Origin of the sequence: Microcystis sp. M44BS1 (genome assembly GCF_020244875.1) — a bacterium.
GTDB classification, from domain to species: domain Bacteria; phylum Cyanobacteriota; class Cyanobacteriia; order Cyanobacteriales; family Microcystaceae; genus Microcystis; species Microcystis panniformis.
In genome coordinates this window covers 1-16,854 of the sequence record NZ_JADBVM010000150.1, presented here as the reverse complement: position 1 = coordinate 16,854, position 16,854 = coordinate 1, and the positions used below count along the sequence as shown (strand labels likewise).

The window sequence follows — 16,854 nt, the reverse complement described above, 5'->3', positions numbered from 1 at the left end:
GTCATTCAAAAAATTAGAAGCTGAGGTATAGGATTCTTCTTGAAGAATCACAGAGATTCCTTCTAATTGACATTTATAACTAATCATCTCAATTAATCGAGCATGAGGGATGGTCACAAATTTTTGATTGTTGACTTTTCCGGTTCTTCGTTACTTGGTATGGTTCGATAGGGGGGCATAAATCGACTAAACCCTTATCTGGCAAGAGACTTAATTGATTAGTTCGCTCTAGAGCAAAAACAATTGACAAAAATCGCTAAATGCCTTTCTATATAAGGGTTCCATCCCTTATAACTCCCGTCCATTGCATAACACAAACCGAAGAGCCTACTTTTTCAGCCAACCCTAATTGGGGTTGGCTGAAAAAGTAGGGGCGAAACATTCCGATAGGAAATCTACGGTTTCAGCGATAGGTTAGCCAATGATAGTTAGTCAAGTTTTTAATTTCATTAGTCATTGTTTGGAGATACTGACAACGAATTATCCCATTTTTCAAAAGTAATGGCAGAGATGGTTAATTGCCCTCACCCCCTCCCCTCTAACGCTCTGGGACAGGGAAGGGGGTGAGGGAAACGAATAAAGAAAAATGGTATTACAGGCAGTTGTTGATATATTTGTAATAATTTAAGAGTCACTGATAATTGCTGATTGTCGATATTTCTGCAAATGTGAGATGCACCCTTTTTTAAGCTACAAGAAGACCCAGAGAATAGGGGGGCTAAAGTGTTGAAAGTATCGCCAATATTTAAAACTAAACTTTTTTCTGTCCGGTTATCCCATAAGAGTTAAGGATAAACACAAAGGCATAAAGAACACAAACAGAAAGACAGATTCGATTTACTTAGGGCTGGCTGAATAAATGTGAAATGTAGTCCTGTAGGGGCGAAGCATTCGGATAGAAAATCTACGGTTTCACCGATAGGTTATTGCCCGAATGCTTCGCCCCTACTTTTTGCCGCAGACCACTAGGTAGGGTTTGCGGCAAAAAGTTTGTTGGTGGGGTTAGGAGTCGGTCGTCAGTAGCCGGTCGTTTCAGGCTTTGTTGCCCTCTCTTTTTGTACTAATTTATGTACTAAAAGGAGGATAATGCCAGGTTTTTGGGGATCCCAATCCGATTTTCGCAGCACTAACATCGGATTTTAACAGGTCAAAAGCCTTATTTTCAAAGGGTTTTACCATTATTCAGCCGACCCTAAATAAATATTTTTCTTTTCTGTCTCCCCTTTTGGATTAGACTGGTAATTGAGAATAATTAGCATTTATTTAAGCAATCGCAATTCCGATACAGTTCAAAAACCGTTGACTGAGGCTGACATTAGGGGAGTTCTCACCCTTTGGCTACTTCAGTAAACTCGATGAGCTATCAAGAAATTATTGTCACTCTTGAATGAAAGACCTTCATTACCTTTGGAGATAAGAAAAGCATGGACGATAAAATTAGACCTAATGAACCAGAAAAACCAGAAAACTGGCAAAAAGACGACCAATTCTCCTATTGGGGCGGTACAGAGGCAGAATTAGATAATGTCACTCCCAGGGGTAATGACTTGGCTGCCACTTATCCTTTAGCACAAGTGGAAATGGGAAAAACCGTCTGGTTAGCGGGATTTCAGGGGACAGGAGGGATTAATCGACTCCTAGGTATGGGATTAAACCCCGGTATTCAATTACAGGTAATTAGTTCCCAACCAAGCGGGTCAGTTTTAATTGCCATTCAAGACAATCGTATTGGTATCGGGGCAGAAATGGCCGAAAAAATCCTCGTTAGTGACAGTCAACCGAAAAAACTGGAACCCAAAAAAGACCTACCTGAAGTAAGAACATTTCTGCGGGAGATACCCATAGGAAAAGCGGGTAAAGTCGTCGGTTATGACCGAGCATTACGAGGATACAAAGGAAAATTGTTATCAATGGGATTAACTCCGGGGACAGAGTTTACCGTCATTCGTGTGGCACCTTTGGGGGATCCCGTCGAGATTCAAGTGCGGGGATTTCATCTCAGTCTGCGTAAACAGGAGGCAGACGCTTTAATCGTGGAAGAAATAGACCCAGAAAGCTAAATTTAATTATCTAAGCCTATTCGTCACTTAATATCCTAAATTATGGTCAAACCGATTATCGCCTTAATTGGCAATCCTAACTGTGGCAAAACTACCCTTTTTAATGCTCTCACAGGAGCCAATCAACGGACCGGCAACTGGCCGGGAGTAACAGTCGATCGCAAAGAGGGACGATTTCAAGTTAACGGGGAAGATATCACCCTTGTGGATTTACCCGGAGTCTATTCCCTTGATGTGGAAGAAGGGGAGACAGGAATGGATGAATTAGTCGCTAGGGACTATCTACTGTCAGGAGAGGCGGATTTAGTGATTAATATCGTCGATGCTTCTAATTTAGAGCGTAATCTCTACCTAACTACCCAAATCATGGAGATGCGTTTACCGATGTTGATTGCCCTGAATATGATGGATGTGGCCAAAACTAGGGGTATTGTGGTTAATCCGCAGCTCTTAAGCGTTCGCATAGATGCAATTGTCGTGGCGATTAGTGCGGTTAAAGGGGAAGGAATCGGAGAATTAAAGCAAAAAATTGGGGAATTAGTCAGTAATATTAGCCATACTGCCGCTTATGTCGCTTATCCTGCGGTAATTGAGGAAGCTCTTAACGAGATTGTTGCCTACATTGACGACCATAGCAGTAAAAGGATGGTTGAGCCAAGATGGACTGCTTTAAACCTACTGCAATACGAGGATCGCATCGCCCCAGAATTGCGCTCCCAGGAACTATTAAGCATTATCGTCAAGCATAGACGACAAATACACCAAGTTTTAGGGGAAGACCTTGATATTTTAATTGCTGATACTCGTTATGGCTTTATTCAACAAGTTACCCAGGGAGCCACTCAACGGACTGGAAAGATAAATGATACCATGTCCGATCGCCTTGATCGCATTGTTCTCGATCGCTGGTGGGGAATTCCGATATTTTTGGGCGTAATGTACCTAATGTTCTTGTTTACCATCAATGTTAGTGCTGCCTTTATCGATTTCTTCGATTTAACTGCCCAGACTATCTTTGTCGATGGTTTTGCCCAAGTTTTACAAACAATCCATACCCCGGGTTGGCTAATTGCTCTGCTCGCTGATGGAGCGGGGGGAGGTGTGCAAACCGTCGCCACTTTTATCCCCGTAATTGGCTTTATGTTCCTCTTTTTGTCAATTTTAGAGGATTCTGGCTATATGGCCCGGGCAGCCTTCGTCATGGACCGATTGATGCGTTTGGTGGGATTGCCGGGTAAATCCTTTGTTCCCATGCTAGTGGGATTTGGTTGCAATGTGCCGGCAATTATGGCCACCAGGACCCTGGAAAATTCCCGCGATCGTTTAATGACGATTATGATGAACCCTTTTATGTCCTGTGGGGCCAGATTACCTGTTTATGCCCTATTTGCGGCGGCTTTTTTCCCCATAGGTGGTCAAAACATCGTTTTTGGTCTTTATATCTTAGGAATTCTCGCCGCTATTTTGACGGGATTGGTGATGAAAAAAACCCTACTCAAGGGAGAAATCAGTCACTTTATTATGGAATTGCCTCCCTATCATCTACCGCGTCTGAAAGGGGTTTTAATTCGCACTTGGGAACGTCTGCAAGCGTTTTTATGGAAAGCTGGACGAGTTATCGTTTTAATGGTGATGATTTTGGGACTACTCAACTCCCTCAGTTTTGATGGTTCTTTTGGTAATCAAGACAGCGAGCGATCGGTTTTAAGTGCCACCAGTAAAGCTGTAACTCCTATTTTCTCACCCATGGGACTAGAGCAGCAAAATTGGCCGGCAACGGTGGGCATTTTTACGGGAGTTTTTGCCAAAGAAGCGATGGTAGGCACATTAAACTCAATTTACAGCCAACTAGCAGGGGAAGATAACCCTAATAAGGGGGCAGCAGCTGAAAAATTCGACTTTTGGGGGCAAATTCAGGCAGCTATTGCCACTATTCCCGCCAATTTAGCGCAATTACCCAATCAATTACTTGATCCCTTGGGTTTGAATATTGGTGATCTGCAAGATCAAAAAACGGCTGCCGAAGAGCAAGAGGTAGATTTAGGAATCTTTGGGGCGATGGCGAAAAGATTTGATGGTCAAGCGGGTGCTTTTGCCTATCTTTTGTTTGTTCTGCTCTATTTCCCCTGTGTTTCGGCCACATCGGCCGTATATCGCGAAACTAATGCCGGTTGGACTGCTTTTATTGCTCTCTGGACCACAGGAATGGCCTATATTGTTGCCACTTCCTTCTATCAAATCGCCACTTTTTCTCGACATCCGGGATTTTCTCTCTTTTGGATAGTCTTGATGGGTTTAACCGTAGTCGGGGTTTTATTCACCTTAAAAAATCTCCGTCCCCGAAAAATCAACCGTCCAGCAATTTAAAAGTAGGGTGGGTTAGGCGACAAAAAGCTAGGCAACTAACTAATTATTTAGATTCGCCGTAACCCACCGCAATCAAGCAATTTTTATCAATTTTTTCGCTTATAAACCATGATTTTAACCGATATACAGGCTTATCTTGCCAAAAATCAGAAAGCATCTCTGTCTGACTTATCTACACACTTTCGGATGTCAGCGGATGCCTTAAGTCCCATGCTCGATCGCTTGCTGAAAAAAGGGCGAATTCGCCTGATTTCCCTAGAAAAATGCGGAGGATGCAGCCGTTGTTCCCCGGAATCTATGGCTTTTTACGAATGGATTGAGGGCAATTCCACAGGGACAAACAGATAAAAGTTTAATACTACAGAAGTGATCTAACTATTAAGATAACTGCTGTATTACCAGTCGCTTTCAACTGGGATAGTTAATTTCTGGCGAGGAACCAAAGTCACTCAACCGCAGAACCTCAAAGTTATATAATCTTTAAGAGTTATTAAGCTTTGTGTCAGTTTGCCCAGTAGGATTGAATGAATATACTTTTGGTGACATCATCTTTAGGGTTACTCCTAGCGATCGCTATCGTCGTCTATTTTGTTTCCTCTCGCAAGTACCAATCGTCGGACTCGGTGGCCAATTCCTACGACCAATGGACCCAGGACGGGATTTTAGAATATTATTGGGGCGAACACATCCATTTAGGTCACTACGGTTCCCCAGCAGAAAAAAAAGACTTTCTAGCGGCAAAAGCCGACTTTGTGGCGGAAATGGTCTCTTGGGGAGGTTTGGATAAATTACCCGCCGGTGCAACTCTCCTTGATGTCGGTTGTGGTATTGGTGGCAGCAGTCGCATTCTGGCCCGGGACTACGGGTTTGCCGTTACTGGTGTCACCATTAGTCCCAAACAAGTGGCACGGGCCAAAGAACTAACACCCCCAGATTTAAATGCTCGCTTTTTGGTCGATGATGCCATGGCCCTTTCTTTTCCCGACGAGAGTTTTGATGTGGTCTGGTCAATCGAAGCCGGTCCCCATATGCCGGACAAAGCCGTTTTTGCTCAGGAATTACTGCGAGTTCTTAAGCCGGGGGGAGTCCTGGTGGTAGCGGACTGGAATCAGCGAGATGACCGTCAAAAACCGCTTAATTTCTGGGAACGTCCCGTCATGCGCCAACTTTTGGATCAGTGGTCCCACCCCGCTTTTGCCAGTATCGAAGGTTTTGCCGAACAGTTAGCGGCCACGGGATTGGTAGATGGGGGAGTGATGACTGCTGACTGGACAACAGCCACTCTACCCTCTTGGATTGATACCATTTGGCAGGGGGTGATTCGTCCCCAAGGTTGGTGGCAATTTGGTCTGACTGGATTGGTTAAATCCGTCCGAGAAGTGCCGACAATTCTGCTGATGCGTTTGGCCTTTGGCACGGGTTTATGTCGTTTTGGGATGTTCCGCGCTGTTCGCGCTCAATCCCATCTGCAAGCAAGTCAGCAAGAGTCTCTTACCTCAGTTATGTAGCTGGTTATAATTAGGGCTTGCTGAATAAATGTGAAATGTAGGCAAGGTAAGGTTTTTGTGGCTTTTCTCGCTCCCACAGGTGCAAGATTTTGAGAGAATTGTGGTTCCAAACCTTGCGTCTTCATCGGCCCGCGTCCTGTAGGGGCGAAGCATTCGGGCAATAACCTATCGGTGAAACCGTAGATTTTCTATCCGAATGCTTCGCCCGTACTTTTTCAGCAAACCCTAATTAAATTGAAGATAAATCCCCCCTTGATAAGGGGGGTGTTTGATAATTTTTAACGCCTACCTACTTAAATTAATCTTTAATATTTAATTAATCTTTCATGGATTAATAAGGTACGGTTCTAAACTCCACGCAATTATTACTGGGATTATAGAGAGTGTAAACTGCTTTATTTAATTCTTTACCAACGCTACCAACCCCAATTAAACGCTTATCTTGAATCGTCAAAGTTTGACTTGGTTGCCGTTTATCTAAAGTAGTAACAGTGCTGGTTAAATTAGCGGACTGTAAAGAATAATCAAAAACTTTTCCCGCACGACCACAAAATAGATTATTAACTCCCACCCGTTGCAGTCGATCTAAAATTTGCCATGGGGGAGTATCGGGGGTTAATTCTTCACTAACACTGACACTACTGCCATGAATTAATAAACAATCCAACTCGACAAAACCAAAATCGAGATTTCGTAACCATTGCACCGTTTCTAAAGAAACTGCATCCCAGAGTTGTTTAGTACTATCAATTCCATGTTTATCGATTAATTCCTTCGGTTCTCCTGTTGCTCCTAAACTGTGTAAAATTAGACATTGTTCTTCCCACCATCCCCGACAAACCTGTGGATATAAGTTATTTTTAGTGGGATAACGTATTTGTTCTACCAGCATTTCACTATCGGGATTAACACCGATAAAATCTCCTAAAATATATAAATTTTCTACAGTAACTGACCGTTGCTGAATATCTTCCAAGACCGCTTGATAGGCTGGTAAATTGCCTTGAATACCGCTTAAAATTGCCCACATAATTTCTTGATTTATCACAAATTAACGTTCGCAAACATGAGTCGGATCATCGGCTTTTTCCGCATATTCTAGACCCTTAGCCAATCGCCAAGCGAAAATAGGAGGTAAACCCGATGCTAAAATAGCCTGACAGGTTTCTTGATAGTTATAGGCCACTTCTCGCAGTTGTACCGCTGCCGTTTCTCGATCGTAAATCACATAGGTGGCATTTGGACGACCGTGACGCGGTTCTCCCACCGATCCCACGTTGATGATACGCTTGACCGGTGTGGTAAATTGCCACGACTGTTCCCCATCCGGTTGATACACTTTTATTTGCAAGCTTCCCGCGTCGAGAGTGCGAATGTAGGGGATGTGGGTATGTCCACAGAATAAAACCTCTGTATCTACCGATAAAACCCGTTCTAAAGCCGTAAAAGCGTCCATTTCGGCTAAAAGGTACTCATGGTTACTTTGGGGACTACCATGGACAAAACAGAGGTGATCTAGCTTAAAAATTTCGGGCAGTTTTGACAAATAATTACGGTTTTCTGGGGTGATTATTTGATTTGTCCACTCATGAGCTAATCTACCGCGTTTTTCTGCTAAAAGCGACGGATAACTGCATTCACAGGCATTTAATCCCTCAACGATATCCTCATCCCAACACCCTTGTACTGTAGTAATCCCCAGTTGACGGATTTTTTCCACCACTTGGTTAGGATGGGGTCCATACCCGACTAAATCCCCTAAACAGTAGATTTCTTGACAACCCTGTTGGTCTAAATCTTGCAAAACAGCGTTAAAAGCGGGCATATTGCCATGAATACAGGATAAAACGGCTATTTTCATCATATTAACTCCATTTCTGGCTCTAAAGATTCTTGAAATTGTTGTTGATAATAAAAAAGTGCCTCATCGGACAGACAACAATCACTCAGGGTATCGGCAATTGTCGGTTTATCGAGATTGCGACCGACGATTTCAATCCCACTAAAGCGATTCGGTCTCCCATCGAGATTTAAGGGTAAATTTAAACTTTGAAAGTCTTTTTCTGGCCATTCAACCATAAATTCCCCATAAATACACTGACCATCGATGATATCGAAGATACTTTTAACCCGCAGCACTTCCCCATAGGCCCCTTGGGTTAATTCTGTCCAAAAGGTAGTTAAACTGGAAAAATCGAGGATTTCTCCCGTTAAAACGGCTCTATAAATCTGTATTTCTCGTTTTTTTAACCATTGATCACCTTTTATTGTCGTTTTGACCGGACTGATGACAATTTCATCGACGGGAACTTGTCCTTCGGAGATTTCTGCTTCTGGAGACGTAATCGCTACCCGATGACAATTGAGGGGTTTTAGAAAGCTTTCGAGGGATTGCGTGTCTAAATGCCACGGCACTTCCATATAGACCGTGTTTTCGACGGATAAACTGCCTAAACGGTCTTCTTCTTCCCTAGAAATAGAGGACAACTGGGGAAAGTCACTCTGTAAAGTGAGATGATCAATGGGAAAAGTTTCCGTCTGGGGACTAAAATATAGACTTGGCTGCTTGCTCTGAGCGATTTGTTCGCGAATCCAATGGGTTTTTCCCGCAGCTATACCCCCCGTCACCACGATAATCATTCTGCTCCTTCTCTACTGTGGTAATGATAATCATTCTAGCATAAGTTAGATTGGGGCAAGTAATCTTCCTTAACCAATCCTCTAGACTTAGCCAGGTTATTTTGGGAAAAATTGGCGGTTTCTTGGGATATTAATCATGGTTATGGCTCTTTTCTCTAGGATACCATTGGCTTTGTCCATCGGGTAAATCAACTAAGGTAATTCCCCTCGTTTTTAATTGTTCCCTTAATCGATCGCTTTCGGGATAATTTTTTCAACAAGAAAACGGGTTTCTTCAAGAAACCCGTTTTCTCCCTTAATCGATCACCGCAAAAATAAGGATTAAATGGCATAAAATCTGTAAATAGACCATTTAATTGATTATTATTCATTCTTAATTTTCCTGACTACTGACTCCTAACCCTAAAAACGATTTTTGATTTCTGCAAGAGGTCTATTCATAGTTTGTACTTTTGAAATTTTTGCGAACTAGCCAAGCATTCGTTTAGTTGTGTCACAATTTCCTCTTTATTCAAATTTCTGCCGATAAAAACTAATTGATTGTTGGGTACAGTGTCCCATTCTACTGCTTGCAGATCGTAACGCTGTCCACTTAATTGAAAAATATGTTTTAAATCGCTTTGTTGAAACCAGAGAATCCCTTTAGCTCGAAAAACATTTATCGGCATTTTTTCCGTGAGAAAAGGTTCAAATTTATCTAGATTAAATGGTTTATCGCTAACAAAGGAGACAAAATTAAAGTCTTCAGGAGATTGATTATCACTGGAGATTGGGCGATTTTTTTGAAAGTCTCTCAACTGTTTTTTATACAATTCTTCTTTAGTTAAACCTATATCTAACAATAAACCTAAAGGAACCTGACCATAACTACTTTTTAGGAGTCTTATACCCTGTTTTTCTCGACTAATAAACTTTTCTAAATCGTCTAATTTTTTGCCACTGACTCGATCTATTTTATTAAGAATTACCACGTCACCGTAACGAATTTGACTAAGGGCAATATTACTATCAAAATGATCGGCAGTAAAGGTTTCAGAATCCACGAGGGTAATAATAGAATCTAAGCGAGTCAAATATTTTAATTCTGTGGCTAAAAAAGTCAGAATAATTGGTAGAGGATCGGCTAATCCTGTGGTTTCAATGATTAGATAGTCCACGGGAATTTCCTTTTCTAAGACCTGATAGACTGTCTCAATTAAACTATCATTAATCGTACAACAAATACAGCCATTACTCAATTCTACCATATCTTCATCGATGGAAACAAGCAATTGAGAATCAATATTAATATCCCCAAACTCATTAACTAATACGGCAACTTTTAACCCTTCTTTATTGTCAAGAATATGATTTAGTAAGGTAGTTTTTCCACTACCCAAAAAACCAGTAATAATCGTCACAGGCATTCCCGATTTTGGTAAGCAAGGGAGGGAATCGGAGAGAGGAATTATCAAAGAACTCATGGCAGCTAACCCACTTTTAAGTTAATTAATTGGCAGAAAATAGGCTTTTCTCAACCCTGTTAAATTCGCTTGGAGGGGATCGATATCCACTAATTGCTGGTTTATACAAAAGTTTCAGAGATTAGTTTTAGATAGGATCGCTGTTTGCATTTTTTCTAATAAATCTGCCAGCGTCATCAAACCTAAATCTCCCCCTTGTCGAGTGCGAATGCTTAGAGTTTTACTGCTAACTTCTCGTTTTCCAATCACAGCTAAGACAGGGATTTTTTCCAGTTCTCCTGTACGAATTTGTTTGCCTAAACGTTCACCACTTTTATCGATTTCCACTCGATAACCAGCTTGTTTTAACTGCATTGCTACCTCTAAAGCATAATGCTGCTGTTCATCACTAACGGGTAATAAACGGACTTGAATAGGTGCTAACCAGAGAGGAAAATCTCCCGCATAATTCTCGATTAAGATACCAAAAAATCTTTCCAAAGAGCCAAAAATAGCTCGATGAATCATAATCGGTCTTTCCCGAGTACCATCCCTAGCGACATATTGCATATCAAAGCGTTCTGGCAAGTTAAAATCGACCTGAATCGTGGAACATTGCCACATTCTACCGATCGCATCTTGAATTTTTATATCAATTTTCGGACCATAAAAAGCCCCACCTCCCTGATCCTCAATATAATCCCACTTTTTAGCATTTAAGGCCTCAATTAAAGCCGCTGTTGCCAATTCCCAAACACTATCGCTACCCACGGATTTACTGGGACGAGTCGATAAATTTATCTGATAATTAGTAAAGCCAAAATCGGAGAGAATTTTCTCGGTTAAGTTCAAAACTCCTAGAATCTCTGCGGCAATTTGTTCTGGTAAACAGAAAATATGAGCATCATCTTGAGTAAAACCTCTTACCCGCATTAATCCGTGTAAAACCCCTGATCGCTCGTAACGATAAACTGTGCCTAATTCTGCCCATCTGAGGGGAAATTCTCGATAGGAATGCAGGTCATTTTGATAGGTTAAAACATGAAAAGGACAATTCATTGGCTTAATTTGATAGCTTTGCTGTTCTAACTCGATCGCCTCAAACATATTGTCGCGATAAAAGTCCCAATGTCCAGAAGTTTTCCACAGATCTAAATTAGCTAGATGGGGAGTATAAAGAAATTGATAACCCGCTTCTAAATGAGCTTGGCGCCAATAATCTTCGATTAAATAACGCATTGTTGCACCCCGGGGATGCCAAAAAACTAAGCCGCCACCGGCATCTTCTTGGATGCTAAATAATTTTAATTGTTGTCCCAATTTGCGATGATCTCGTCGCTGCGCTTCTTCTTTTTGTTGGAGATAATTTTGTAATTCTGCGGGGGTTTGCCAAGCTGTGCCGTAAATTCGCTGTAATTGCGGCTGTTTTTCATCTCCTTGCCAATAAGCACCCGCTACACTCTCCAAGACGAAAGCATCTGGGTTAATTTCCCCCGTCGAGTTGAGATGGGGTCCCGCACACAGATCCCACCAAAATTCTTCTGGGGGAGAAACAGCGCCATCAATTAACGAGGGTTCTCGATCGCTCCGTCCTGCGTCCGGACTACCGATAAAATAACGGGTAATGGTTTCATCTGGGGGAATTCTCTCTAAAATTAACTTTTTGTAGGGTTGATTAAGGCGCTCGATTTCTGCCGTAATTTCGCTTCTTTCCAGCACTTCTCGGATAATTGGCAGGTTTTTCCCGATAATTCGCCCCATTTCTGCCGCTATTTTCTCCAAATCTTCGGGGGTAAAGGGTGTTGGGCGATCAAAATCGTAGTAAAATCCCGTTTCTGTCCAGGGACCAATAGCGACTTTGGTGTCAGGAAAGAGAGTTTGGACAGCCATCGCTAAGATATGGGCGCAAGTATGGCGTATTTTTACGATTTTTTGCGAATCTTCCTCGATAACGGAGCTTTCTGCTCGGGGGGACTTAATCTGATTGACCATTGCCAGCTAAAATGATAATGATTATCATCTTAGCAGAGGAGGGCTGATGTCTGAGAAAAAATGCGCTCAAATCCTCTAGCGGCAAGCTCAACGCTGATAGCTTACCGCTCAAACTGGAAGTTTCCCCGTTTTAAAAACAGGGATTACCGACGATATTCTCGACTTAACAGCCAGAATCCAGGTTATGATGACGAGAAAAGAAACTGAGAAAACGGGTTTCTTCAAGAAACCCGTTTTCTGATTTTCCTGAATTTCTCGCTCAAAATCCCGACAATCGAGCGCCTCTTCCGAAAAAGCGCGCATTGGATGCACCGCACATTTCAAGCGATAATCTCCGGTACAAAAAACACAGCGACTACAGGGAATCCGATGCAGCTTTTGCAACTGCCGGCGCCCTTGGGCAACAGCAAGAAAAAGGGCAGTAAAAAAGAACAGCAGCGTTATCCAGATTGCGATCGGACAAAAGAGCGGTATTAGCCTTAACATAAATCTCGATTTTTGTCAATTAAGGAATAATTACAGTTTGCTCAGAAAGAAATTCCTGTGGAACTAGAGATCGCCAGAAACTAAAAATCTCTTGACTGACGCTGTAGGGGTGGGAATAGTGGAAAAAATAACGCCCTTTGTGACAACTCCAAATGCGATCGCCTGACTTTAACCAGGGTTGCCATCCCTGCAACAAATGCTGATCGATAATCGTATCGATATCTCCCCCACAGACTAACAGGGGTACGGGAACTGTCCCCGGGGCGAAATGGGCATTCTGATAGAGATTATGGGGAGAAAGGGACAATAATAAATCCTCTTCCAAGAGATAGCGATATTCTTGGGTTAAAGCGCAGGATTGATGACCAAAAAGATTGTGAACCGATTGATTGAGCAGAGTTTGACGAGAACAAGGCAGTAATTTTGATAGCACATAATAATGAGCTTGCCAATCGATCGCCGGATAGACTCCCACAGAGAGCAAAGTTAAGGATTTTACCCTTTCTGGATAACGACGCGCATACAGTAATCCTACTAATCCCCCCGTGCCGTGGCCGACTAAATGCAGCGGTCGCTCGCATTGTTTCAGGTAATCTTGTATTAATACCAAGGCAATATCAAGAGAAGCTGGCTGATCAAGAGATTGACAGTATTGCCAATCAGCGATCGCAACTTCCCTGGCTAAAAAATCCAACACCGGGCGATCAAAACGGCGAAAACTGGGGTTAACATTAATCCAAACTGCATCAGGTAATCGAGACATAATAATCAAGGATATAGGGGATTTTTCAGTAAACAGTAATCAGTAATCGGTGAAAAGAAAGCTGCGAACTAGCCACTTAATACTATTCACTGGTAACTGGTAACTGATAACTGATAACTGATAACTGATAACTGATTGATAGCTAACTAAACGCCAAATTCGCCCTTAAGTCCCGCGACCCAGGTTTTGATCCGTTGTTCAGTTAAATCGGATTGGTTGTCTTCATCGAGGGCTAAACCGACAAATTTGCCATTTTTTAGGGCTTTCGACTCGTTAAAATCGTAACCTTCTGTCGGCCAGTAACCGACGGTTTTACCCCCTAGGGAGGCGATTTTTTCTTCCAGTATCCCCAGAGCATCTTGAAAGTTATCCGCATAACCGATTTGATCCCCCATCCCGAAATAAGCGACCTTTTTGGAGACGAAATCAATGTCATCCAATTCATCGTAAAAACCCTCCCAATCGCTTTGTAATTCGCCGATATTCCATGTGGGACAACCGATAATCAGGGCATCGTAGGGGGCAAAATCCTCGGTAGAAGCGGAGGAGATATCGTGTAATTCTACAATTGCCTCACCTCCAAATTCTTTCTGAATCATTTCCGCCACCGTTTCGGTTTTGCCGGTTTGCGTGCCAAAAAATAAGCCAATTTTTGCCATAAAATTTGTCCTTGTTGCGAAATAAGTGAGTTTAACTCTTAATTCTCCTTGATAGGGAATAAAGCCCCTGATTACAGTTTTCGGCCTCTGAAACTGGCATTTCCTGCCGGCAAGAACTACAGTACCAATAAGAGCGAGAGCGTCCAATGTGATGCAGCAATTTGGTGTTACAACAGGTACAGTAAGGCATAAGGGACAGTTAGAAAGATTGATCAGCGGGGAAAATTAGGAAAATCGATAATTTATCCTAATTTTCCTCAAAAAAACTAGGCTTCTATCGCATTTAAGGCTTTTTCTACTCGTTTAAAGTCAAAACCCATCGCGCGTAAAGCGTGCCAGAGATGACCTTGTAAAAAGAAGAAAGCGAGAAAAAAGTGGGCATTAGCTAACCAACAGCGCGCCGTATGTACTCCAAAGGGCAATTTCACCGTGTCGGCAAAGTAGGGAGCAATTCCTAACTTCACTTCTAAAATTGGCCCGTAAAATTCGACTGGATAAGCGAGGGTATTTACCCCACAGAAATAGGCGGCCACGAAACCAGCGAGGGCAATTCCGCCCAAAGAATAGGATAAAATGGCTTCTCCAGAGAAAATCAGCACATTTCTCGCCCATTTGAGCGGGGGAACGATAATATGCCAGATACCGCCCCCAATTAACATTAAACCGACGTAGATATGACCACCGACTAAATCTTCGAGATTGTCCACAGTAGCGAAGTGGGTTTGATAGCCATAGATAACCCAAGGATCGAGGGTTGGTTCACTAACGACTCGGACAGCGCCGATAGTTGCGTCGTATAATCCCCCCCAGTACATAGCTTTGGCCACTAATAATAATGCAGCTATACCTAAAAAGAGCAGGTGATGACCGAGAATAACTCCTAATTGTCGGGGTTCACTCCAATCGAAATGGAATTTTTTCCCTGGACCGGAGGAATCTTTCAGGGTTTCTGGGACTCTTAACAGGTGAAATAAGGCTCCTGCTCCCAAAACTGCCGAAGAAATCAGATGAATTGAGCCAATCACGAAAAAGGGATAGATATCGATGATTTGCCCCTTTTCTCCGACTCCAAAGCCTAAAGTGGCCAGGTGCGGCAGTAAAATTAAGCCCTGTTCTGCCATGGCTATATCGGGGCGATACTGGGAAATTTCAAATAAGGTGAAGGCTCCTGCCCAAAAAGCGATTAAAGCAGCTTGAGCAACGTGAGCAACGATAAATAAGCCTGATTTATCGGCAAAACGGGCATTTCCTGCCCACCAGTCGTATTCGATCTGAGGATTATCGTAGGTCTGCATGGCATCTTTTAACGGAAATAGAACCAAGCTTATTGATAATTATATGCAATAAGCTTTAAGTCTTAGTCTAGAATAATTCTCAATAAAGTCAAGTTAAGAATTGTTACAGTTGCTCGGTATCCTTTGATGCCTCAGTATTTTTAGCCTGATCAGCCTTTGACAATCAAGGCTTTTCAGCATGAATCTTGGATCGCAGCTAGAGTAATCGCCTCAAATAATTGAGAATAATTACTAATTAATTTTTAACGAAGACTAGAGGATAATTAGCTTGTCATCACTTAAACAAGCCTATAATTAGGCATTAAAGAGCATATTTAAGCTTATTTACGCTTTTTATTTCATTTTTAACCTGAAATATCTTTTTTATTCGATAAAATACCCGCTGGTGCCACTCGCCTCCCTGTCGGTTGTGGTAAGCTGTACTGAATTTAAACTGCGTCAGAGTCTCTGAGCGCCCATTTATAGGGATTGCAGCCTCTGGATTTTCCTTTCTCCCCCCTCCCCAGTTCTGAAAAGATACTTAATAGAGCCGTAGATTAATAACATTGTCGTTAAAGTCATGGCCATAATTAGGGGAGCGATTTTGGCTAACCAGAAAGCCACGAAGATTATGCCGATTCCGTCAGCGAGTAAGATGGGTAAACGTGGCCCTATGCCATGGTCAATGATTTTTTCCGTGCTTGGCTGCAGTTGAATTTTGGCTAAACAATGAAACCAAATTTGACTGACTAAAACTATTAAAGCTCCCCATCCTATCCAGAGGGCAGCCAGATAAAAGCCCGATAATTCTAAAACAATTGTACTAACTGTGACCATAAAAAAGCGATCGAGGCGAGGATCGCTGGTTTTTTGCTGAAATTGGGCAATTTCTGCCAAGTCCACCGCTGCCATGCGTGCCTGTTCAATACACATCACCAGGGTACCTAGGGCAAGAATAGCAGCGGATAGGTTTTCCGGTGAGAAGATTTGGGAGATTATGCCTAAACTAGCCGGAAAAAACAGTAAAAAAAGGATCGTTCGTCTCATCTATTCGCGGTGGGGTCGGATTAAGATAAGAAATGCTCTTGACTTGATCATTTCTGTAATGTCTTGTTTGCCTCCTTTTCAAAATGCTCTCCTTCTCACCCAAGCTTTAACCCATCGTTCCTATGTTAATGAACAGTCCGAATTGACGGAAAATAACGAGCGCCTAGAATTTTTGGGCGACGCGATTTTGGCTTTTTTGGTGGGCGAACTATTGTATCAAAAATATCCCGCCATGAACGAGGCCGAATTAACCCGTTTGCGGTCAAATTTGGTCAAAGAAGAACAATTAGCGCAATTGGGCATTGAAATCGGCCTGGGAGAGTTAATGCGTTTGGGTAAGGGAGCAATTAAAGATCGGGGGCGATCGAATCCTACCCTATTAGCGGACACTTTTGAAGCGATAATTGGGGCTTATTATCTAGATTCGGGGTTAAATGCGGTTAAAAACTATCTGCACGGGCTTTTTATCCCTGTTGCCTCTCATTTAGTCTCTCAACAATCGGAATCGCCATCTTTTATCGATGCTAAAAATCTCTTTCAACAGTGGGCGCTGGCTAATTTCGCCTCTAATCCAGAATATGCGATCATCGATGTTACCGGACCGCCCCACGCTAGG

General features: G+C 42.5%; 15 protein-coding genes and 1 pseudogene. 5 read left to right on the top strand and 11 right to left on the bottom strand.

The window, feature by feature from the left end; all coding sequences use genetic code 11:
- Positions 1–141 (bottom strand): annotated as a pseudogene (locus IM515_RS12405) (IS200/IS605 family accessory protein TnpB-related protein); the annotation flags it as partial.
- A gap of 1,283 nt (positions 142–1,424) precedes the next feature.
- Between IM515_RS12405 and IM515_RS12400 the strand changes: the two are divergent.
- The 4 genes from IM515_RS12400 to IM515_RS12385 all read left to right on the top strand — a co-directional run bounded on the left by IM515_RS12400 (position 1,425) and on the right by IM515_RS12385 (position 5,935).
- Positions 1,425–2,060, top strand: a complete 636-nt coding sequence (locus tag IM515_RS12400) for a FeoA family protein (RefSeq protein WP_287629450.1) — start codon at positions 1,425–1,427, stop codon at positions 2,058–2,060.
- Between the two features lie 42 nt (positions 2,061–2,102).
- Complete coding sequence (gene feoB / locus IM515_RS12395) at positions 2,103–4,427, top strand: Fe(2+) transporter permease subunit FeoB (RefSeq protein ID WP_287629449.1); 2,325 nt, start codon at positions 2,103–2,105, stop codon at positions 4,425–4,427.
- Positions 4,428–4,535: 108 nt separating this feature from the next.
- On the top strand, positions 4,536–4,775 hold the full coding sequence (locus IM515_RS12390; protein WP_002792905.1) for a FeoC-like transcriptional regulator: 240 nt from the start codon (positions 4,536–4,538) through the stop codon (positions 4,773–4,775).
- Between the two features lie 176 nt (positions 4,776–4,951).
- Positions 4,952–5,935: a methyltransferase domain-containing protein gene (locus IM515_RS12385; protein WP_287629448.1), complete on the top strand. Its 984-nt coding sequence runs from the start codon at positions 4,952–4,954 to the stop codon at positions 5,933–5,935.
- 331 nt (positions 5,936–6,266) lie between these two features.
- Here IM515_RS12385 and IM515_RS12380 read toward each other — a convergent pair whose 3' ends face one another.
- The 10 genes from IM515_RS12380 to IM515_RS12335 form a co-directional block, all read right to left on the bottom strand.
- Entirely contained in the window at positions 6,267–6,965 is a 699-nt protein-coding gene (locus tag IM515_RS12380; RefSeq protein WP_287630522.1) for a metallophosphoesterase family protein, read from the bottom strand.
- Positions 6,966–6,986: 21 nt separating this feature from the next.
- Entirely contained in the window at positions 6,987–7,796 is an 810-nt protein-coding gene (locus tag IM515_RS12375; RefSeq protein ID WP_287630521.1) for a metallophosphoesterase family protein, read from the bottom strand.
- A complete protein-coding gene (locus IM515_RS12370) occupies positions 7,796–8,575 on the bottom strand; it encodes a hypothetical protein (RefSeq protein WP_287630520.1) in 780 nt (259 codons plus the stop codon). The genes IM515_RS12375 and IM515_RS12370 overlap by 1 nt, the downstream gene beginning before the upstream one ends.
- A 437-nt stretch (positions 8,576–9,012) precedes the next feature.
- Positions 9,013–10,038, bottom strand: coding sequence for a CobW family GTP-binding protein (locus IM515_RS12365; RefSeq protein ID WP_287630519.1), 1,026 nt, complete (start codon positions 10,036–10,038; stop codon positions 9,013–9,015).
- A gap of 114 nt (positions 10,039–10,152) precedes the next feature.
- Complete coding sequence (thrS, locus tag IM515_RS12360; protein ID WP_287630518.1) at positions 10,153–12,009, bottom strand: threonine--tRNA ligase; 1,857 nt, start codon at positions 12,007–12,009, stop codon at positions 10,153–10,155.
- Between the two features lie 108 nt (positions 12,010–12,117).
- Positions 12,118–12,495, bottom strand: a complete 378-nt coding sequence (locus tag IM515_RS12355; protein WP_106908245.1) for a hypothetical protein — start codon at positions 12,493–12,495, stop codon at positions 12,118–12,120.
- Positions 12,496–12,514: 19 nt separating this feature from the next.
- Positions 12,515–13,258, bottom strand: a complete 744-nt coding sequence (locus IM515_RS12350; protein WP_287630517.1) for an alpha/beta hydrolase — start codon at positions 13,256–13,258, stop codon at positions 12,515–12,517.
- A gap of 146 nt (positions 13,259–13,404) precedes the next feature.
- Complete coding sequence (gene fldA, locus IM515_RS12345) at positions 13,405–13,917, bottom strand: flavodoxin FldA (protein ID WP_002760221.1); 513 nt, start codon at positions 13,915–13,917, stop codon at positions 13,405–13,407.
- Between the two features lie 266 nt (positions 13,918–14,183).
- A complete protein-coding gene (locus IM515_RS12340) occupies positions 14,184–15,212 on the bottom strand; it encodes a chlorophyll a/b binding light-harvesting protein (RefSeq protein WP_002787228.1) in 1,029 nt (342 codons plus the stop codon).
- 459 nt (positions 15,213–15,671) lie between these two features.
- Positions 15,672–16,238: a hypothetical protein gene (locus tag IM515_RS12335; protein WP_287630512.1), complete on the bottom strand. Its 567-nt coding sequence runs from the start codon at positions 16,236–16,238 to the stop codon at positions 15,672–15,674.
- Between the two features lie 58 nt (positions 16,239–16,296).
- Between IM515_RS12335 and rnc the strand changes: the two genes are divergently transcribed.
- Positions 16,297–16,854, top strand: a 558-nt coding sequence (gene rnc, locus IM515_RS12330) for a ribonuclease III (RefSeq protein ID WP_287698014.1), incomplete at its 3' end; no start/stop codon positions are given.